The following is a 19,127-nucleotide window of genomic DNA, read 5'->3' on the forward strand; positions in this document are numbered from 1 at the left end:
GCGACCGAGGACAACTACAATTGATAATAGTTCTCTACAACATTACTATGCGCCCCTGATTCCACCCACCCTCTCCAAGGATCTGCGAATGCGTCGCCTGGTCGTCCCGCTACTTGCTCTCCCTGCCATCACCTGTCACTCCAGTTTCGCCGCCACGGGCAGCGACGCACCGCTGGCGCTGGAAGAACTGCAGATCAATGCCGCAGGCGAGCGAGCCGACGGCCCCGTGGCCGGCTACCGCGCCACCCGCTCGGCCAGCGCGACCCGCACCGACACGCCGATCCACGACATCCCGCAGTCGATCAGCGTGGTGCCGGAGCAGGTGGTGGAAGACATTGGCGCGGTGCGCCTGGAAGATGCCCTCGACTACGCCGGTGGCGTGGAGCGCGGCAACAACTTCGGTGGCCAGGGCCTGACCGAATTCCTCATCCGCGGCTTCAACAGCCAGGAGTTCTACCGCAACGGTTTCGCCGTCAACCGCGGCTACCCCAACATGCCCGACGCCAATACCATCGAGCGCATCGAAGTGCTGCGTGGCCCGGCGGCCATGCTCTATGGTCGTAGCGACCCCGGCGGTACCTTCAACATCGTCACCAAGCAACCGCAGGCCGAGCGCCGTACCGTACTGGGCAGCCAGGTCAATACCCAGGGCCTGCGTCGTGGCACCCTGGACACCACCGGCGCGCTGGACGAGCAGGCCGCCTTCACCTATCGCCTGAACCTGGCAGCCGAAGGCGCAGACAGCTTCCGCGACGACGTCGAGAGCGAGCGCTACAGCGTCGCCCCGGTGCTGCGCTGGCAGCTCAACGATGACACCGCCATCACCCTCGAAGGTGATTACCTGCACAACCGCCACCCGCTCGACCGTGGCGTCACCCGCTACTCCAATCAGGACGGCAAACTGCCGCGTGATCGCTTCCTCGGCGAGAAAGCCGCCGGCAAGCTGACCAACGAGAACGCCACCACGCAACTGCGCATCGAGCACCTGCTCAACGATAGCTGGACGCTGCGCGGCGGCGTGCAGTACCTCGATGGCGAGATCTACGGCGGTGCCGTGGAGAACAACAGCAACGCCTATACCGGCCTGGTAGCAGGCAGCAGCACCGTCGGGCGCAACTACAACGAGCGCTGGCTGAACTGGAACGACGTCAACGTCCAGGCCAATGCCGAAGGCAACTTCGACCTCGCCGGCTTCGCCCACACCCTGCTGGCGGGCGTGGAGTACGACAAGTTCAACTACAACTCGCTGATCATCCGTTCGGCGGGCGGCGGCGCTTATCCCATCGACCTGTACAACCCGGTACACGGCCAGCCGCTACCCGGGTTAGTTTCCGATCCGACCACCCACGACGCCGAGACGCTGAAGTCCTACGCCTTCTATCTGCAAGACCAGATCGCCCTCACCGAGCGCCTCAAAGCCCAGGTAGGCGCGCGTATCGAGCGCTTCGAGCAGAGCTACGTGGACAAGCGGCCCAATGTCAACGGAGACTGGGATCAGGCACATAACTCCGTGACCCCGCGCTTTGGCCTGATCTATGACCTGACCGACGAGCTGGCGGTATTCGCCAATACCTCGCGCTCGTTCAAGCCCAATCGTGGCGCGGATCGCTCCGGTAATGCCTTCGACCCGGAAAAAGGCATCGCTCATGAAGTCGGCATCAAGTACGACATGTTCGACCGCGACTTCAGCCTCACCGCGGCCCTGTTCCATATCGTCAAGGAAAACGTGCTGACCGACGATCCGCTGGATACCACTCGCAAAATCGCCGCTGGCGAAGTGCGCAGCCGTGGCTTCGATATCAACCTGGCCGGCAACATCACCCCGCAGTGGCGGGTGATCGGCGGCTATGCCTACGTCGACGCCGAAGTCACCGAAAGCACCAGCGCCACCATGCCGGTGGGCTCGCGCCTGGGTAACGTGCCGCGGCACAGCTTCAACCTGCTCGACACCTATGAGTTCGACAGTGGCCGCCTGGCAGGCCTGGGCTTGGGTGTTGGCCTCAAGTACGTCAGTGAGCGTCAGGGCCAGACCAGCAACAACACCTTCGACATGGACGGCTACGGCCTGGTCGACCTGCTGGCCTACTACCCGCTGACCGAGAACGTGCGCATCAACCTCAACCTGAACAACGTGTTCGACAAGCACTACGAAGAGCGCGCCTGGAACGTCTGGGCCTACCCCGGCGAGCCGCGCACGCTGCAGGCGGGAATTTCGGTCAGCCTGTAATCACGAACGCCAGGTGGGCGACGCTCACCTGGCGTATGGCGTGTAGCCCGGATGCAATCCGGGATGATCTGGCGCATGGCCCCGGATTGCATCCGGGCCATGAGCCTTAGAGCGGGTCGGAGGCCAGCTCGATTGGTGACAGATAGCGTTCGTCGCCGTACTCAATACGAAACTGATCGCGGCGGGGATCATCCTCGAGCGTCTGGCATTCGCCATCGGCTGCCACCATGCGTCTGCCAGTATGAGTTCGCTTGAAAATCAGATCGCGGTATCCATCGCGGCCGACCTTGCCCGTGACGATGAGAATGCCTTTGGCCTCGCCGAATGACGCGGTGCAATCGTCGTCTCGTTCACCACCAAAGCTCTCCACCACCAGCGCCCCCATCAACGAGCGCAACCCTTTCTCTTTCAACTCGTAGAGTGTTAGCTCGGTTTCACTGAAGGGATTCATGCGCGACCAGTTGCGGCGACTGATGCGAACACCAAAGGCCAATTCATCACCACGCAGGCGATAAGGCGCGGTATCGAAGGTCATCTCATCGATGAAGATCGCATCCCAATCCAACTTATCAGGCTCGACCAGACGCGCCACGAAGCGCTTCTGGTGGTTATCGAGCACCAGCACTTCCAGATCCGTCTCCCCATAGCCATCATGCTCTGCGCGAATCAGCGGCAGCGCCACCAGCGTGAGATGCGGGCGCGCCGGCCATACCTTGCAGATGCTCCGTTCGGCATCCACCCGGTAGCGCCCACGTTCATCCTTCAGAGCCTGGCCAGCCCCATGACCCGGATGGGCCATTTCGATCCAGGTCGGCAACTGTTGCCGACAGTCATCGGCCTGCGCCAGGCTTGCCAGCAGCAGACCACCAAGGGCGAGGGTCAGTCTCTTGTTCATCCTTGAAGCACTCCCGTTCAATGTGCCGCGAGTCTACGCCGCCAACCGACCACTGCCCATGACGGGCATCGCGAAACAAACAAGCAATCCGCCGCGCCAGCAGGTGCCCGGCACGTGCCTCCTCACGCAAGCCGATATGCCCGCTCATGGCCGATACCACAACCGCATGAAGCCCAGCGCCAGCAGCAGGCCGACCTGACCCAGCGCCGCGCACAGCTCCAGGAAGGAATGCAAGGTGCTGTTGTTGGCGGCGTCGTGCAGGCCGGTCAGGCCGTTCCAGAAACCTTCCGGCAACACCGTCAGGCTCAGACTGGCCAGCGGCTTGCCGGTCAGCAGCAGGCCATCGATCAGGCTGAACCAGCCGAAGAACATCAGGCCAATCAGGATCATCACCGCCACCACCAGGCCAAGGCCCAGGCACGCGGAAAACTGCATGAGAAGTCGCATGGGATCACCTCCGGAAATGGGGCGCGGCCCTTGCCGCGCCCTTGCTCATCAAGCGCTGCGGCCAACGCCATACCAGTCCAGCCTGCGCGTCAGCACCATCACGCTGCCGAGCACACCGAACACCAGCAGCGAGCCCATCAGCAGGGCGTAGTCCTCGGCGCTGAGCAGGCCGAAGAGCATCCCGTACAGTGCTGCCAGCAGTGCGGCGAAACCGAGGCCGCGCTGCCAGCTATGCAGCACGAAGCTGACGTAGAAACCGATCAGCCCGACGCAGGCCCCCGCCGACAAGCCATAGGCCAGGGCGAACGGCAGGTGCTCGGAGAGCGACAACAGCAGCAGGTAGAACAGCGCCAGCGACAGGCCGACCAGGGCGTATTGCACCGGGTGTACGGCCAGGCGCTTGAGCACCTCGAAGAGAAAGAAGGTGGCGAAGGTCAGGGCGATGAACAGCAGCGCGTATTTGATCGCGCGATCGGTCTTCAGGTACTGATCCACCGGGTCGACAAAGCTCACCCCGAAGCTGCGGCCGAACAGGCCCTGGCACTGGTTCTCGCCAGCACAACTGCGCAACGCCTCTTCCAGATTGGTGGCGAAGAAGCTGGTCTGCCACTCGGCGGAAAAGCCCTCGGAGGTGATCTCGCGGCGGCTCGGCAGGTACTCGCCGACGAAGCTCGGGTGCGGCCAATCCGACTTCAGGCTGACGCGACTGTCACGCCCCGCCGGCACCACGTCGAGCTGCTCGGTGCCCTGCAGCTTGAGATCGAAGGCAAAGTCCAGCACTTGCCCGCCCTGGCTGTCCAGCGCCGGCAGCGGTACGTGCACGCCATCGCCGAAGCGGCTGTCATGGGTGCCTGGGGCGAAGCTCAGGGTCTGGCCATTGAGGCGCAGTTTGAGGTCATTGTTGATGCCACGGATATCGCTGATGCCCACCGCCAGGAAAGGCGTCCCGAAGCTGTAGAAGCCCAGGTCATCGCCCAGGCCGAAACGCGCTGGCAGGCGGAACTGACCACGGATCTGGCTATCACTGTGGTACAGGCGCGCCTCGTAGATGCCACGGGCGCGCAGCTCGGTACTGACCTGGCCGTCGAGCTCGAAGCGCTCCGGCAGGAAGTAGAGTTTGCCTTGCTGCTGGCGCTCCTCGGTATAGCGCTCGCCGGTCTGCTCGCGGGTCTTCCAGACATGGGTGGTCTTGACGTAAGGCAGCACCAGGATCGGCCCGGTGATCTGCTGGCGGTAGCTGGAGCTGCGGGCGATGTCCTGCAGCACCTGATGGCGCAGGCCCTGGCGCTCGTCCACCAGGCCATCGATCATCAGCAAAGGGATCAGCAATAACAGCATCAGCAGGGCGATGGCGCCCAGTTTGAAACCCAGGGTACGGCTCATGGCACGGCTCTCCGTAGCGATTTAAGGTACGGCAGAGTCTGGGCAGCGACGGTGGGAGACGTATGGGACGAGCGTGGAGATTGTGTGGAGAGTGCGTGAACGAGAAAGGGCGCCGGTTCAGGGCGCCCTTTCTAACTGCAGTGCGGCATAAGACTGCTCCCGCGTGATGGAGAACCGGATCAGCTAATGCGGCCAGCACCCACACGGTCTGCGCCATCTTCAGCTACGCGGTTCGCACCGACGCGATCGGCTCCATCTTCGGCGACACGGTTGATGCCTACACGGTCGGCGCCATCGGCAGCGACACGGTTCGGGCCAACGCGATCTGCACCGTCTTCAGCTACGCGAAAGCGCTCCAGGGTACGTTCGGCACCGCCCTCGGCGACACGATTGACACCTACACGGTCAGCGCCATCGGCAGCTACGCGGTTCGGGCCAACGCGATCAGCACCGTCTTCGGCAACACGAAAGCGCTCCAGGGTACGTTCGGCACCGCCTTCGGCGACACGATTGACACCTACGCGGTCAGCGCCATCGGCGGCTACGCGGTTCGGGCCGACGCGATCAGCACCATCTTCGGCCACGACGGGAGCGCTGGACTGCTCGACGGTGATCTGCGGCAGGGCGAAAGCACTGGCGGACAAGCTGGCAATGAAGAGGCTGGCGAGGATTTGCTTTTTCATGGTGGTTCTCCTTGAGAGGGGGTGGGTAACTGGCTACGGGGCTCATGTTCCTGCACGCCTCGAAACGGCAAAAGGGACAGAACGGGATAGTGAAAATCGACGCCATCGATAACTGGAAAAGCCCTTTCCGCTCAGCTAGATAACTACCGACGGCGAGGTTCTGGCCGCACCCGTGCCCTTCGCCCCGCGCGCATTGCAGCCGCCCAGCGGCGCTGGAATCTGTATAAAAAACCAGTAACATTCCGCCCCATGCTCGCCCTCGACGCCCCCGAACTCTATTACCTGGCCAACTTCCGCAAGGCCCTCGCCTGGCTCGACGCCCATCACCGCGACCTGATGGACGACGCCGAGCGCGCCTTCCTCGCGGATTTCCCCCAGCTCCCCCTGCCCACCCAGGCGCTGCTGGTGCGCCTGGTGATGCGCAAAGGCGTGCACTTTCGCGTCAGCAAGCTGCGCTACGCCGAGATCGGCGATATCCCGACCGCGGCAGCGCCATTGCTGGAACTGGGCTGGCTGATCGACTGCGCTGCACTGAGCTTCGACGAGCTGGGCACGCTGTTGCTCAAGGACGAGCTGGCCACGCATTTCGCCAGTGAGCTGCCAGGCGGCAACCTGAAGAAGAGCGAACTGCTCGACCACCTGCGCGAGCTGCACAGCGAACCGCGCAGCCTGGCCGACTGGTGCCCGCAACTGGACGAGTGCCTGCTGAGCCTGGCCATCGGCCCGCTGTGCGACCGCCTGCGCCTGATGTTCTTCGGCAACCTGGCGCAGGACTGGTCGGAGTTCGTGCTCGCCGACCTGGGGATATTCCGCTACGAGCAGGTGCCCATCACCCCTGGCTCGCGCGGTTTCCGCCACCGCCAGGATGTGGATGACTACCTGCACCTGCGCACCTGCCGCGAGGCCTTCGAGGCCGGCATGGCGGTCACCGAGGTGCTGCAACAGCTCGGCGATTTCAGCAGCGACAGCGCCCATATCGGCGAACGCCACCAGCGCCTGCTGCTGAAACTGGCGCAGCATCTGGAACGCGCCGGCGAGCTGGACTCGGCGCTGGCGCTGTACCGCGACACCCGCGCGGTGGGCTCACGGCAACGGCAGATCCGCGTGCTGGAGCGCCTGGGCCAGGATGCCGAAGCGCTGACCCTGGCCGAACAGGTAATCGCGGCACCGCACAATGCCGAAGAGGCGCAACTGGCCGAACGCGCATGCACCCGCTTGCGCAAACGCCTCGGCCTGCCACCTGCGGCCAAGGCGGCGAAGCTGATCGAAGATCGCCTCGACCTGCGCCTGCCGCGCGCCGCCAGCGTCGAGCTGGCTGTGGCCGCGCATCTGGCCGAGCCGGACGCACCGGTGCACTACGTGGAGAACACGCTGATCTGCGGGCTGTTCGGCCTGCTCTGCTGGGAGGCGATCTTCGCCCCGCTGCCCGGTGCCTTCTTCCACCCCTTCCACACCGGCCCGGTGGATCTGCACCGCGCCGACTTCCATACCCGCCGCGCTCCACTGTTCGCCGCCTGTCTGGCCCGTCTGGACGACGGCAGCTATATCGAGGCCATACGCCGCACCCATGCCGAGAAGTTCGGCATCCAGTCGCCATTCGTGTTCTGGGAGCTGCTAGACACCGAGCGCCTGGAACAGGCCCTGATCTGCCTGCCGCCCGCGCACCTGAGTGCCTGGTTCCGCCGCCTGCTGGCCGATATCCGCGAGAACCGCGCCGGCATGCCCGACCTGATCCAATTCTGGCCCAGCGAGGGGCGCTACCGGATGATCGAGGTGAAAGGCCCGGGCGACCGCCTGCAGGACAACCAGAAACGCTGGCTGGCCTTCTGCGCCGAGCACGGCATGCCGGTCAGCGTCTGTTACGTGGAGTGGAGCGATTGAACCTGCGCGTCGCCGTGCGCGAGCTGTGCGAGTTCACCGCCAAGGAGGGTGATCTCGACCTGCGCTTTACCCCCTCGCCCACCGCCCAGGAGGGCATGGCCGGGCACGCCACGGTGGTGGCCCGGCGCGGCCCGGATTACGTAGCCGAACTGCCGCTGATCGGCCAGTTCGAGGGGCTGACCGTCAGTGGCCGCGCCGATGGTTTCGACCCCGAGTTCCGCCTGCTGGAAGAGATCAAGACCCATCGCGGCGACATCTCGCGCATCCCTGCCAACCACCGCCTGCTGCACTGGGCGCAGGTGAAGATCTACGGCTGGCTGCTGTGCCAGGAGCTGGGCTGCGAGGAACTGGATCTGGCGGTGGTCTATTTCAACGTCATCACCCAGCAGGAGACGGTGTTCCGCGAGCGCCACAGCGCCGAATCGCTGGGCGAGTTCTTCGCCCTGCACTGCCGCCGCTATATCGACTGGGCGCGGCAGGAACAGGCGCACCAGCAGGCGCGCAACCAGGCGCTGGAGAGCTTGAGCTTCCCCTACGGCGAATTTCGCCATGGCCAACGCCAGTTGGCCGAGGCGGTGTACCGCGCCGCGCGCGACGGCCATTACCTGCTGGCGCAGGCCACCACCGGCATCGGCAAGACCCTCGGCACCCTGTTTCCGCAACTCAAGGCCATGCCCGGCCAGCAGCTCGACCGCCTGTTCTTCCTCAGCGCCAAGACGCCCGGCCGACGCCTGGCGCTGGATGCCCTGCGACGCCTGCGCGAACCGGACACACCGCTGCGCGTGCTGGAACACGTTGCCCGCGACAAGGCCTGCGAACACCCGAGCAAGGCCTGCCATGGCGACTCCTGCCCGTTGGCCAAGGGATTCTACGACCGCCTGCCGGCAGCACGCAGCGCGGCGCTGAAGGAACGCTGGTTGGATCAGCAGGCGGTGCGCAATATCGCCATCGCCCATGGCGTCTGCCCCTATTACCTGAGCCAGGAGCTGTGCCGCTGGAGCGACGTGGTGGTGTGCGACTACAACTACTACTTCGACCTCGGCGCCCTGCTGCACAGCCTCACCCTGATCAACCAGTGGCGCGTCTGCCTGCTGGTAGACGAGGCGCACAACCTGGTGGAACGCGGGCGCGGCATGTACAGCGCCGAACTGGACCAGGCGCGCTTCAAGGCCATGTGCCGCGATGCGCCGAAGCGCCTGAAAAGCGTGCTGGAACGGATCGACCGCCACTGGGATCAACTGCACCGCGAGCAAGAGGTGCCCTATCAGGTCTACCCGCTGGCGCCGGACTTGCTGCTGGCCGCCCTGGGCAAGGCGGTCAGCGCCATCACCGATCTGCTCACCGATCAACCCGAAGGCAACGCTGGCGAGCTGCTCAGCTTCTATCTCGACGCCATGCTGTTCTGCCGCCTGGCCGAAAGCTTCGGCCCGCACTCGCTGTTCGACATCAACCGCCTCGATGCCGGCAACGGGCGCAGCTATTCCACACTGTGCATCCGCAATATCCTCCCGGCGCCCTTCCTCGGCCCGCGTTTCGAGGACGCCCACAGCGCCACGCTGTTCTCCGCCACCCTCAGCCCCAGCCACTACTACCTCGACCTGCTCGGCCTGCCGGAAGAGACCCAGTGCCTGGACGTGGCCTCGCCGTTCAGCGCCGAACAACTGCACGTACAGGTGGTGCGCAACCTGTCGACCCGCTACCAGCACCGCGACGCCTCGCTGGCGCCGATCTGCCAGTTGATGGCGCGCCAATACGCCGAGCGCCCCGGCAACTACCTGGCCTTCTTCAGCAGCTATCAGTATCTGGAACAGGTGCTGCAGGAGCTACGCCGCGAGCATCCGCAGATTCCGGTGTGGACGCAATCCCGGCAGATGGACGAAGCGGCGCGCCAGGGCTTTATCGAACGCTTCCAGATCGGCGGGCGCGGCATCGGCTTCGCCGTGCTCGGTGGCGTATTCGGTGAGGGAGTCGACCTGCCCGGCGAACGCCTGATCGGCGCCTTCGTCACCACCCTCGGCCTGGCCCAGCTCAACCCGATCAACGAAGAAATCCGCCAACGCATGGACAGCCTGTTCGGCAATGGCTACGACTACACCTACCTCTACCCCGGCCTGCAGAAGGTGGTGCAGGCTGCTGGCCGGGTGATCCGCACACCGGAAGACCAAGGCGTGCTCTACCTGATCGACGACCGCTTCGCCCGCCCCGAAGTGCGCCGTCTGTTGCCGAGCTGGTGGCAGGTGGAGCTGCTGCGCTTGCCGCACAAAGCCCCCACGCCCGAGCCGCAGCCTGACCTGTAGGATCGGCTGGGCGGCACTCCGTTTTATCCGCGATCATTGCGGCCTGAAAGCCGTAGCCTGGGTAGAGCGCAGCGATATCTGAGAGGATCAAGAGCACCTGTAAGACTCGCCTGAATGAGACTTACCAGCGGTGATCCGACATGGTGTATAACCTGCCAAACACCCCACCGCTTCGCTGCAGGCCGCGAGATAGAGAAGGATTTCGAAAATGACTAGTAAGGTTATTCACCAAAACAGTCCGCAGGTTATACACCATTTGGTGTGTATTTATAGTTAGAGCATCCCACAAATGATCCCCGCCCCAGTTATTGAACATGCTGTAACGGTCACATTAAAAGACTATGACGATATGGAGATAATTTTGCTCAAAGGGCACTTGATCCTTGAGCAGATGCTGAATCAAATACTTATGGCTCACGGCCTGGACATCAAGCGCATTGAAAATATGAGGCTAATGTACGGAAAAACACTTGAGTTAGTTTCAGCGTTAAACGGCCAATACCTTAAAAGTGAATACCAACATCTAAAGAAAATCAACCAAATAAGGAATAGCATTGCCCACAAGCTATTTCCTGAAAATTACGACGTAGACTTAAAAGAATGGTCGTGCTCAGTTCTCGGGCAAACGCCAAAAACCATAAACACAAAAAGAACATATAAAAAGCACGTTATTAAAGCATTTTCATTTTTAGTGGGTAAGCTACAAGGAATGGCAGACGGCATAGAACCCGCGAAGCTCTAACAATGTTCACGCCGTTCGCTTCGCTCACTCGGGACGGGCTAAGGCCCGCCCCTTAACCAAACACCAGATGCACAAAGGGTCGAAACTATGCAGGACATAAAGTACCAGCCTTGCCCACTCTGCCACACTGACGCGAAGTTTTATTTCGTAGACTACGAAAACAGGAAGTATTTCGACTGTGAAAACTGCAAGCGTTATCAAGTATCCATTGGTGCCGAGCGCTATTTAACTACTGTAGGCAGTGAGATTCTTCTAGAGATTTCAAAATTCTCCTCACAGTCAGAAGACGATGAAGCTGCAGTAATACTGCTTTCATCAGCCGCGTCTACCGAATACCCGCAAGAGAAAATATCTATAACGCGAGCAAAGAAATCAAAACTCAAGCTCTAGCGCATCTAACAATAGGCTCAAATCGCTCGCTTCGCTCACGGGGACGGCGTGCCGCCGCCCCTTAGCTTAATCATTAGACGTAGGAGCAAGTAGCCTGGGTAGAGCGCAGCGAAACCCGGGAATTCACAGATGATGGGTTTCGCTGCGCTCTACCCATCCTACGCGACTTTTTCGTCCTCAAACGATATAAAACACCACCTCACTCAGGCGAAAGCCCGCGCCAGTACGGACACAACCATGAATGGACGCCCTCTCTCACTCGCCCTGATCCTCACCTCCACCATAGTCTTTGCCGCCGAGGAAAACGCCGATCCCTGCAATGCTCAAGGCGGAGGCGTTATGGCGGGCTATGCCTGCGTTGCCCAGCAATACAAGGTCGCTGACGACCAACTCAACGCCGAGTACAAGAAAGCCATTCAGCGCACGGAGGACGAGCAAACGGCATTGCGCAAGTACTGGCCGAATATGGAACTGGTCAGCTTGCTACGCTCCGCACAGCGGGCATGGCTGAAGTTCAGGGATGCCGAGTGTCAATTCACGGGGATGTCCTCGACACCCTCGCCTTGGCAGGGCGTCCAGATCGAGGAGTGCAAACTGCAAATGACCATCGAGCGGACGGAATACCTGAAAAATGTTCACTCAGGCTGAAGCGAAGTACCGCACGGCCGCGCCGACATGAAGATTGCCACTCAGGCTGTGGGAGGCGCTTCAGCGGCGAGTCGCGGCTAAAGGCAGCCGGTGCGCGCAGCGCACCCTACGTGGGTAGCAAGCAGCCTGGGTAATCACTCCCAACGGTGGATGAAAAAGCGTCATCCACCCTACGAGGGAATCATGGCGTAGGGTGGACAATGCGAAGCTTGTCCACCATGCCTGGATAGAGCACAGCGAAACCCGGAAACTGATAGATGATGGGTTTCGCGTTGCTCTACCCATCCTACGCAGCTCGATGCGCTTTGCGGCTGAGGCCCCACACAAAGCGCCGGTGCGCGCAGCGCACCCTACGAGGGGAGTGTCAGCCGCACTTCCGCGCCGCCGTCGACATTGCCGATATGTAGCTCGCCACCATGCAGCTCGGCCACCTCCTGTACGAAGTTCAGGCCCAGGCCGGTGCTTTTGCGGCCGCCGTTGGGGCGTGGCAGGGAGTAGAAGCGTTCGGTCAGGCGACCCAGCGCGTAGTCGGGGATGGCTTCGCCCTGGTTGAACAGGCGCAGCTCAATGCGCTCGCCCTGGCGTTCGGCGGTAATACGGATGCGCCCGCCGTGTGGGGTGAAGTCCAGGGCGTTGTCCAGCAGGTTGGCCAGGGCCTGGCGCAGCAGGAAGCGTTCGCCGCGCAGGCTGAGGCCGGGCGGTAATGCCTGTTCGATCTGCAGGTTGGCGGCGGTGATACGTGCCTGCTGCGCTTGCAGCAGTTCGTCCAGCAGTGATGCCAGGGGCACGCTCACGCGCTCTTCCAGGCCCTGGCGTTGTTCTACCTGGGCCAGGTGCAGCAGGCGTTCGATCAGGTTCTGCAGGCGCGCGCTTTCCTGCTGGATATTGGCCACGAAGCGCTGGCGTTGCTCGGCCGGCATATCGCCGTCGAGCAGTTCGGCGGCGCCGCGGATGGCGGCCAGGGGGCTTTTCAGTTCGTGGGTCAGGGTGTGCACGTAGCGCTCGACGTAGGCCTTGCCCTCCAGCTCGGTGCGCATGCGCTCGACCGCCTGGGCCAGTTGCGCGAGTTCGCCGCCGCGCACCTTCGGCGCCTCGGCGCGCTGGCCTTCGCTGACCGCCTGGGCGTAGCGGGTGAGCTTGCCCAGGGCGGCGCTGAGCCACCAGGACAGCGCCGCGCCAATCAGCAGGCCCAGGCCGATCAGCCCGGCGCCGAGCCAGCTCAGGCGGTTCTGCGAGCGCTCGATATAGGGCAGCAGGGTGCGGTTGGGCTTGGCCACCGAGACCACGCCGATGATGCGCTCGCCGTCCTTGATTGGCGCCGCTACGTACATCACCGAGGAGTCCGGGTCGTTCGGGTCTTCGCGGGTCGAGCGCGCGCCGTATTGGCCGCGCAGGGTCAGCAATACGTCATTCCAGCGCGAGTAGTCCTGGCCGACCGCCTGGCCGGTGGAGTCGAGCAGAACGATGCCCTTGTCGTCGGTGACATAGATGCGGTGGTTGACCTCGGCCTTGGTCAGGCCCCAGATGGTCGCCTGCGGCTGGCGCCGGCCATAGGCTTCCAGCGCGTCGTTCAGGCGCCCCTGCCCCAGCGTGCCGGCCTTGACCTGGTCACGCAGAATCTCGGCCAACAGGTTGGCGGTGTCGACCAGGGTTTCCTCGGTGCTCTGGCGCACGCCGGGGCGGATCTCGTCCATCACCGTGCTGAGCACGAACCAGCCGGCCAGGCCGACGAAGAGGAAGTAGACGAGGAAGATGCGTACGCCCAGCGGCATGGCTCTAGGCCTCCGGTTCGTAGCTGTAGCCCAGGCCGCGATGGGTCTGGATCGGCTCTTCGCTCGGGGCGATGGCGCGCAGCTTGGCGCGCAGGCTCTTGATATGGCTGTCGATATTGCGCTCGTAGCCGGCTTCGCTGGCCACGCCGAGGGCATCGAGCAACTGCTCGCGGGAATAGACCCGGCGCGGCTGGCCGAGCAAGGTGCGCAGCAGGCGAAATTCGTGGCGGGTCAGGCTCAGCGCCTGGCCGTGGTAGTGGATGCGAAAGGCCGCGTCGTCGATCTGGAAGGCGCTCGGCGCAGTGGCTTGCGGCGTCTCACGCGGGGCGATGCGCTTGAGGATGACCTTGACCCGTGCCGCCACCTCGCGCGGGCTGAAGGGTTTGACCACGTAGTCGTCGGCGCCGATTTCCAGGCCCACCACACGGTCGATCTCTTCACTGCGCGCAGTGAGAAAGATCACCGGTACTTCGGAGAAACGGCGCAGACGCTTGCACAGCTCGAAGCCGCTGATATCCGGCAGACCGACGTCGAGAATGGCCAGGTCGAAGGCGCCGTTTTCCAGCAGGCTCAGCGCTTCGCCGCCCAGGCTCGACCAATGGGTGAGGAAGCCTTCGGCCTGCAGGGCATAGACCAGCGTATCGGCAATCGCGGCTTCGTCTTCGACTATGAGTATCTGCGGCATCGGGCGTCCTGCACCTGGGGGTGACGGCAGGAGCCTGCCGGGGGCGGTTGCGGGCGTCAAGGTTCGGGCGTGAGGGCGCCCGCGCATAGGCCCCGGATTGCATCCGGGCTACGTCGATGGTTTGCCGTGATCGACGCCTCGGCGCCAGCCCCTACCGCGGATAAATCCGCTCCTACCGATCGTGCGCCCGGGCAGCTACTCAGTGCTCGCCGCGGATGTACTGTTCGAGCTGGCGGATCAGGTCGGCCTGTTCGGCGATGGTTTCTTTCACCAGGTCACCGATGGACAGCAGGCCGATGAGTTCGCCTTCGGCCAGCACCGGCAGGTGGCGCAGGCGGCGTTCGGTCATCAGCTCCATGCAGTGTTGCAGGCTGTCGCGCGGGCCGACGCTGATCACGTCGCGGGTCATGATTTCGCTGACCTTGGCGTTCAGCATGGAGCGTTCGGCAAGGGCCACCTTGCGCACGTAGTCACGCTCGCTGACGATGCCCACCAGGCGGCCAGCGGACATTACCACCAGGGCGCCAATGCTCTTTTCCGCCATGATGCGCAGGCCGTCGAGCAGGGAGTCGTCGGCGTCGATGCTGTAAAGAAGGCCGGTGGGCTTGGTTCTGAGGACTTCGGCGACGGTTTTCATGCTGGGGCTCCTTGTTGTGTGCTGTGTTTTTAGCAGAGTTGCCCCGCCACAGCCAGGCTGGCTGCGGCATCAATCGAGGCGAAAGCGCCCGGTGTTGCGCGTCAATTCGTCGCTGCCACGGCGCAACTGCTCGGCAGCCTGGCTGACGGTCTGGGCGCCATCGAGCAATTGCCCGGAGGCTTGATCCACTTGCTGGATATTGCCACTGACCTCATCGGCGGTGGCAGCTTGCTGTTCGGCGGCGGTGGCGATCTGCGCCAGACGGTCGCTGACGCCCTGCACCGAGGCGACGATGCGCTGCAGCTCCTCGCCCATGGCCAACACGTTGCCGATGTCGCCATCGGCCTGGCTGCTGGCCTCCTCCATCAGGCTCACCGCCTGAGCGACCACGCGTTGCAAGCCGTCGACGGTCTGCACGATTTCCTGGGTCGAATCCTGAGTGCGTTGCGACAGCGAGCGTACTTCGTCGGCTACCACGGCGAAGCCTCGGCCCGCATCGCCGGCACGTGCGGCCTCGATGGCGGCATTGAGCGCCAGCAGATTGGTCTGGTCGGCGATCCCCTGGATCACGTCCACCACGCGGTTGATCTGCTGGGTCTGCTCGCGCAGTTGCTGCAAGGCCTCGGCACTGCTGCGCAGGCGCGTGCTGAGCTGACGCATGCTGGCGCTGGTGCGCTCGCTGCGCTGGTTGCCACTGAGCGCCACTTCGCGAGTCTGCCGAGCCTCTACGGCGGCCTGCTCGCAGCTCTGCGCCACGCTCTGCGCGGTGGCGGCCATCTGCGTGGCGGCGGTGGCGATCTGGCTCATCTGCGTCTGTTGCTGCTCCACCGCGCCCAGCGCTTCATGGGCCTGGCCGCTGAGCCGCTGCACGGTGCCATCGAGCTGATGACTCTCACGGTTGACCCCCTGCAAGGACTCACGCAGTTGCTCGACCGCCGTGTTCAGCGCCTGGGCGATGGCGGCCAGCTCATCGCGCCCCGCGACCTGCATGCTCACGCGCAAGTCGCCGTCACGCAAGCCGCGCGCCGCCTCGATGATGCTGCGGGTACCCTGGCGAATCGAGGCATTCAGGCACAACAGCACGTAGAGGGCGAGCAAGGTGAGCACGCTGAAGGCACTGATCACTTCGATCATCGCGCCCAGTGCACGGTCGCGGTAATCCCCAAGGCTGGTAGCGAACTGTTGGTAGAGCGTCTGCTGCAGGTCTTGCAACAGACTTTCCAGACTCGCCACGCGCTGGATGAACTGCTCCGGCGTGAGCGTCATCGGGCTGTTGTCGAACATATCGCGGTCGATCTGCGCGAGGAAATCGTCGAAGCCCTTGAGCGACGCCTCGAACGGCCCACTCAACTGCCGCATGGCTTGTGGCGCCTCACGGGCCAGGGTGGTCTGCGCCTTGATCAGTTGCACGCGCTGTTCCTCCAGGCCGCGCCGCAGATCGCGCATCAACACCCGGCTCTGCAGGGTGAAATGCTGCGCCACCACCGCCCCATGCCCCTGTGCGGCAAAGGTGCCGAGCTGATCGAGCAGGCGCGGCATCACGTAGGTGATCTGCTCCATCATCAGGTAGGTGTCGAGGTAAGGATCGAGGATCAGGGTGCTGTCGGTGGCCACCTGCTCGCGCAGGGCGATCAGATATTGCAGGGCCTTCTGATAACGCTGCAGGGCATCGGGTAGTGCCATCCTGCCCAAAGCGTCGGCACGCAGGCCTTCGCGCTCCCCCTGCAAGGCCTGGAAATGCTGGCGCGCCTCAGCGCTGATCAGCGCACTCTGCAGGGGCTCGCCCGCCCCTTGCAGGGCTTCGTCGAGTCGCGCTTCACGTTGTTTCAGCGATTCGGCAGCGCCCTGCTCGTTGCCCTTCCAACGTGCCAGCAAGGTGCGCTGGGCGATCAGCTCCTGCTGCAACCCGGCCATGCGCTCGAGCGCCCGCGCGCCTTCGAGCTCCTTGTCGATCGAGTCGATGCCGGCCATGTAGCCCCCGGTAACGGCCCACAGGGCGTAACCAAGCGGTAACACGAAGAGCAGGAAGAGCAGTTGGAATTTCTGAGCAAAACTGAAACGCTGCAGCAGCCAGACACCCGGCCCGAGCAATCCCGACATCTTTGCACCCCTGTAATCATGGGCCGGAAGGCCTGGCAGACGATTGCATTTAGCAAAAAGCAGGCCCGCGACGCATCGACTACGGAAGCAGGATGGTGGCGGTGCACTCGCGGCGAGTGTACTGGCCAATGAGCATCAGCATTGTTTCTGAATGCGACAATTAACTCAGCATTGCGGACGCTCGCGGGTGTAACGCTCGGCGGGATTGACCGCCGCCCCCATGTCGCGCATGGCGCTGGCACCGATCAGCAGCGGATAGCTGAAGGTGCTGCGGTCGGTGAGGTTGACCTCGATGGTGCGCTTTTCCTCGCCCAGGCAGATCGGCATTTCGATCACCGGGCGTTGCGAATAGGTGGCCTCTTGAGCGTCATCGTCGCCCTCTTCGGCGCGGTTCTTGATCTCGGCAACGCGGATCAGGGGATGTTCGTAGAGGGTGTCATCGGCGCCATCGACGGCCAGACGGAAGCGCACCCAGTCCTCGCCGTCACGTTTGAAGGATTCGATGTCCTTGGCCGACAGCGATGCCGTCATGGCGCCAGTGTCCATCTTGGCTTTCAGCGTCTTGCCCAGGGCAGGCAGCTTGATCAATTCGTAGCGACCGTACAGATCCGGTTGTTCATCGGCCAGCGCCGGCAGGCTGATGGCGCTGGCCAGCAGAAGCGCAAGGTATTTCAAGGTTCGGCCCTCTCGTGGTGATTGACCGAAACTCCGACCGAGCAAGCCTGAGCAATGTTCCTGTACGAAGCGTTACAACATGCTGCTAGCAGGCCGTTGAAAAACGTAGGCGACGACTGCATGGATGCAGGAGGTAGAGCGAAGCAGGAAGCCCGAGCCGAGGCAGCCAGTGCAATACCGATGGCGGCCCCGCAAAAACAGGCGAAAAAAGCACTGGGCCCGCACTCGGGTTTACGAGTTGTAAATGAGCATTTTGATCGGACTCGCGCACGAGACTGTTTTTAACGCAGCAATGGCAACGCACGACTGCATGGATGCAGGAGGTAGAGCGACGCAGGAAGCCAAAGCCGAGGTAGTTTTTCAACAGCCTGCTAACGCCCGCGCCCATTCAGCTCCATCCCCGCCCATAGCTCGTCGAGACGCTCGAAGCCCCATTCCTCCGCCGACTCACGGCCGACGATGCGATCCTGATCGCCGATCTTGCTCAGGTCGACCACGGTCTGCGCCAACGGCAGGCGCGACTTGGCCGAGAAGAACACCTTGACCTTGGGCGCCAGCAGCGCCTTGGGATTCTGCTCCATGACCACGGCCAACCGCCCACTCTGCAGCCGCACCAGAGCACCAACCGGGTAGATGCCGACGGTCTTGACGAAGGCCTGGAAGACCACCTCGTCGAAGTGCCCCTTCCATTCGGCCATCTTGCGGATCGACTCGGCAGGATCCCAGCCGGGCTTGTAGGGCCGATTGGAGGTGATGGCATCGTACACGTCACACACCGCGCCCATTTTCGCCAACAGGCTGATCTGCTCGCTCTGCAGGCGGTGGGGATAGCCGCTGCCGTCGACCTTCTCGTGGTGATGCAGGCACACGTCCAGCACCAGGGCACTGACCTGCTTGCATTTGATGAGGATGCTGCCGCCCTCCTCCGGATGACGACGGACGATGGCGAATTCTTCGTCACTGAGCTTGCCAGGCTTGTCCAGCAGTTCAGGCGGTACGGCCATCTTGCCGATATCGTGCAGCAATCCGGCCAGGCCAGCTTCACGCACCGCCGCCGTCGGCAGGCCGAGTTGCAGCCCCAGGGCGATCATCAAGGCGCAGACCGCCACCGAGTGCATGTAGGTGTATTCGTTGACGTGCTTGAGCCTGGCCAGGCTGATGAATGCGTTGGGGTGGCGCATCACCGACTGGGAGATGTCCTCCACCAGGGTTTCGGCCTGCTCGAACTGCAGCGCCTGGCCCATGCGTGCGTCATTGAACATGTCCATCACCGCCTGCTTGGAGCGCGCGCACAGCTTCACCGCCTGCTCCAGCTCCTGATCCAGCGACACGGGTTTGACCTTGGGCGGCTCGATGGCGGCCAGCAGCCGGGCCTGGGCTTCGCATTCGGCTTCGGCCCTGCTGGCAGCCTTCACCCCAGGGGCAACGTCGCTGCCCTTGCCGACGTCGATCCACAGTTCGCTGATGGCGCTGTCACGAATACGGGCAAGGTCTTTCTCGGAGTCGAGGAGGAACTTGGATTTCCAGAAAGGGTGATCCATCCAGGATCCGCAGAACTCCTGGATATACATACCGAGGCGTAGATCAGCCACCGCAATGCGCTTCAACATCAAGATCATCCAGAGCAGATTGACAGGATTGTCCTGGCAGACACTCCATCCAGTG

The 19,127-nt window shown here is 63.0% G+C and carries 15 protein-coding genes; 5 read left to right on the forward strand and 10 right to left on the reverse strand.

Annotation, left to right across the window (positions count from 1 at the left end):
• Positions 1-88 precede the first annotated feature (88 nt).
• Complete coding sequence (locus ACSVIK_RS20305; RefSeq protein ID WP_442446022.1) at positions 89-2,227, forward strand: TonB-dependent siderophore receptor; 2,139 nt, start codon at positions 89-91, stop codon at positions 2,225-2,227.
• 106 nt (positions 2,228-2,333) lie between these two features.
• On the opposite strand, the gene ACSVIK_RS20310 is transcribed toward ACSVIK_RS20305, so the two are convergent.
• The 4 genes from ACSVIK_RS20310 to ACSVIK_RS20325 form a co-directional block, all read right to left on the reverse strand.
• Positions 2,334-3,122, reverse strand: a complete 789-nt coding sequence (locus tag ACSVIK_RS20310) for a hypothetical protein (RefSeq protein ID WP_442446023.1) — start codon at positions 3,120-3,122, stop codon at positions 2,334-2,336.
• Positions 3,123-3,266: 144 nt separating this feature from the next.
• Positions 3,267-3,569, reverse strand: coding sequence for a hypothetical protein (locus ACSVIK_RS20315; protein WP_442446024.1), 303 nt, complete (start codon positions 3,567-3,569; stop codon positions 3,267-3,269).
• 48 nt (positions 3,570-3,617) lie between these two features.
• Positions 3,618-4,952, reverse strand: a complete 1,335-nt coding sequence (gene creD / locus ACSVIK_RS20320; protein ID WP_442446025.1) for a cell envelope integrity protein CreD — start codon at positions 4,950-4,952, stop codon at positions 3,618-3,620.
• 179 nt (positions 4,953-5,131) lie between these two features.
• The gene (locus ACSVIK_RS20325; RefSeq protein ID WP_442446026.1) at positions 5,132-5,635 is read right to left on the reverse strand and encodes a phage infection protein; all 504 of its coding nucleotides are present in this window, start codon (positions 5,633-5,635) and stop codon (positions 5,132-5,134) included.
• 249 nt (positions 5,636-5,884) lie between these two features.
• On the opposite strand from ACSVIK_RS20325, the gene ACSVIK_RS20330 reads away from it, so the two are divergent.
• From ACSVIK_RS20330 to ACSVIK_RS20345, 4 genes are all read left to right on the forward strand, one after another.
• Positions 5,885-7,516, forward strand: a complete 1,632-nt coding sequence (locus ACSVIK_RS20330; protein WP_442446027.1) for a VRR-NUC domain-containing protein — start codon at positions 5,885-5,887, stop codon at positions 7,514-7,516.
• Positions 7,513-9,813, forward strand: a complete 2,301-nt coding sequence (locus tag ACSVIK_RS20335; protein ID WP_442446028.1) for an ATP-dependent DNA helicase — start codon at positions 7,513-7,515, stop codon at positions 9,811-9,813. Before ACSVIK_RS20330 ends, ACSVIK_RS20335 begins: the two co-directional genes overlap by 4 nt.
• Before the next feature lie 289 nt (positions 9,814-10,102).
• Entirely contained in the window at positions 10,103-10,555 is a 453-nt protein-coding gene (locus tag ACSVIK_RS20340) for a hypothetical protein (RefSeq protein ID WP_442446029.1), read from the forward strand.
• Positions 10,556-11,074: 519 nt separating this feature from the next.
• Positions 11,075-11,593 (forward strand): lysozyme inhibitor LprI family protein, encoded by a 519-nt coding sequence (locus ACSVIK_RS20345; RefSeq protein ID WP_442446030.1) that lies wholly within the window; start codon positions 11,075-11,077, stop codon positions 11,591-11,593.
• 350 nt (positions 11,594-11,943) lie between these two features.
• Here the strand turns inward: ACSVIK_RS20345 and creC are convergent, their stop codons facing one another.
• The 6 genes from creC to ACSVIK_RS20375 all read right to left on the reverse strand — a co-directional run bounded on the left by creC (position 11,944) and on the right by ACSVIK_RS20375 (position 19,072).
• On the reverse strand, positions 11,944-13,365 hold the full coding sequence (gene creC / locus ACSVIK_RS20350) for a two-component system sensor histidine kinase CreC (protein ID WP_442446031.1): 1,422 nt from the start codon (positions 13,363-13,365) through the stop codon (positions 11,944-11,946).
• Positions 13,366-13,369: 4 nt separating this feature from the next.
• Positions 13,370-14,050, reverse strand: a complete 681-nt coding sequence (gene creB / locus ACSVIK_RS20355) for a two-component system response regulator CreB (RefSeq protein WP_442446032.1) — start codon at positions 14,048-14,050, stop codon at positions 13,370-13,372.
• Positions 14,051-14,249: 199 nt separating this feature from the next.
• Positions 14,250-14,687 (reverse strand): CBS domain-containing protein, encoded by a 438-nt coding sequence (locus tag ACSVIK_RS20360; protein ID WP_268179285.1) that lies wholly within the window; start codon positions 14,685-14,687, stop codon positions 14,250-14,252.
• A 69-nt stretch (positions 14,688-14,756) separates the two neighbouring features.
• Positions 14,757-16,787, reverse strand: coding sequence for a methyl-accepting chemotaxis protein (locus ACSVIK_RS20365; RefSeq protein ID WP_442446033.1), 2,031 nt, complete (start codon positions 16,785-16,787; stop codon positions 14,757-14,759).
• A 165-nt stretch (positions 16,788-16,952) separates the two neighbouring features.
• The gene (gene rloA2 / locus ACSVIK_RS20370) at positions 16,953-17,462 is read right to left on the reverse strand and encodes a retropepsin-like aspartic peptidase RloA2 (protein WP_268179287.1); all 510 of its coding nucleotides are present in this window, start codon (positions 17,460-17,462) and stop codon (positions 16,953-16,955) included.
• A 371-nt stretch (positions 17,463-17,833) separates the two neighbouring features.
• On the reverse strand, positions 17,834-19,072 hold the full coding sequence (locus ACSVIK_RS20375) for an HD-GYP domain-containing protein (protein ID WP_442446034.1): 1,239 nt from the start codon (positions 19,070-19,072) through the stop codon (positions 17,834-17,836).
• Positions 19,073-19,127: the final 55 nt, after the last annotated feature.

This window comes from Pseudomonas sp. NCHU5216 (genome assembly GCF_052156495.1).
Classification (GTDB): domain Bacteria; phylum Pseudomonadota; class Gammaproteobacteria; order Pseudomonadales; family Pseudomonadaceae; genus Aquipseudomonas.

What these genes read in the sequence shown, in the direction of transcription:
- creC (WP_442446031.1), bottom strand. Translation starts at nt 13,365, where the DNA reads ATGCCGCTGGGCGTACGCATCTTCCTCGTCTACTTCCTCTTCGTCGGC.
- ACSVIK_RS20315 (WP_442446024.1), bottom strand. Translation starts at nt 3,569, where the DNA reads ATGCGACTTCTCATGCAGTTTTCCGCGTGCCTGGGCCTTGGCCTGGTG.
- creD (WP_442446025.1), bottom strand. Translation starts at nt 4,952, where the DNA reads ATGAGCCGTACCCTGGGTTTCAAACTGGGCGCCATCGCCCTGCTGATG.
- ACSVIK_RS20325 (WP_442446026.1), bottom strand. Translation starts at nt 5,635, where the DNA reads ATGAAAAAGCAAATCCTCGCCAGCCTCTTCATTGCCAGCTTGTCCGCC.
- ACSVIK_RS20340 (WP_442446029.1), top strand. Translation starts at nt 10,103, where the DNA reads ATGATCCCCGCCCCAGTTATTGAACATGCTGTAACGGTCACATTAAAA.
- ACSVIK_RS20310 (WP_442446023.1), bottom strand. Translation starts at nt 3,122, where the DNA reads ATGAACAAGAGACTGACCCTCGCCCTTGGTGGTCTGCTGCTGGCAAGC.
- ACSVIK_RS20345 (WP_442446030.1), top strand. Translation starts at nt 11,075, where the DNA reads ATGATGGGTTTCGCTGCGCTCTACCCATCCTACGCGACTTTTTCGTCC.
- ACSVIK_RS20305 (WP_442446022.1), top strand. Translation starts at nt 89, where the DNA reads ATGCGTCGCCTGGTCGTCCCGCTACTTGCTCTCCCTGCCATCACCTGT.
- ACSVIK_RS20375 (WP_442446034.1), bottom strand. Translation starts at nt 19,072, where the DNA reads ATGTTGAAGCGCATTGCGGTGGCTGATCTACGCCTCGGTATGTATATC.
- creB (WP_442446032.1), bottom strand. Translation starts at nt 14,050, where the DNA reads ATGCCGCAGATACTCATAGTCGAAGACGAAGCCGCGATTGCCGATACG.
- ACSVIK_RS20330 (WP_442446027.1), top strand. Translation starts at nt 5,885, where the DNA reads ATGCTCGCCCTCGACGCCCCCGAACTCTATTACCTGGCCAACTTCCGC.
- ACSVIK_RS20365 (WP_442446033.1), bottom strand. Translation starts at nt 16,787, where the DNA reads ATGTCGGGATTGCTCGGGCCGGGTGTCTGGCTGCTGCAGCGTTTCAGT.
- ACSVIK_RS20360 (WP_268179285.1), bottom strand. Translation starts at nt 14,687, where the DNA reads ATGAAAACCGTCGCCGAAGTCCTCAGAACCAAGCCCACCGGCCTTCTT.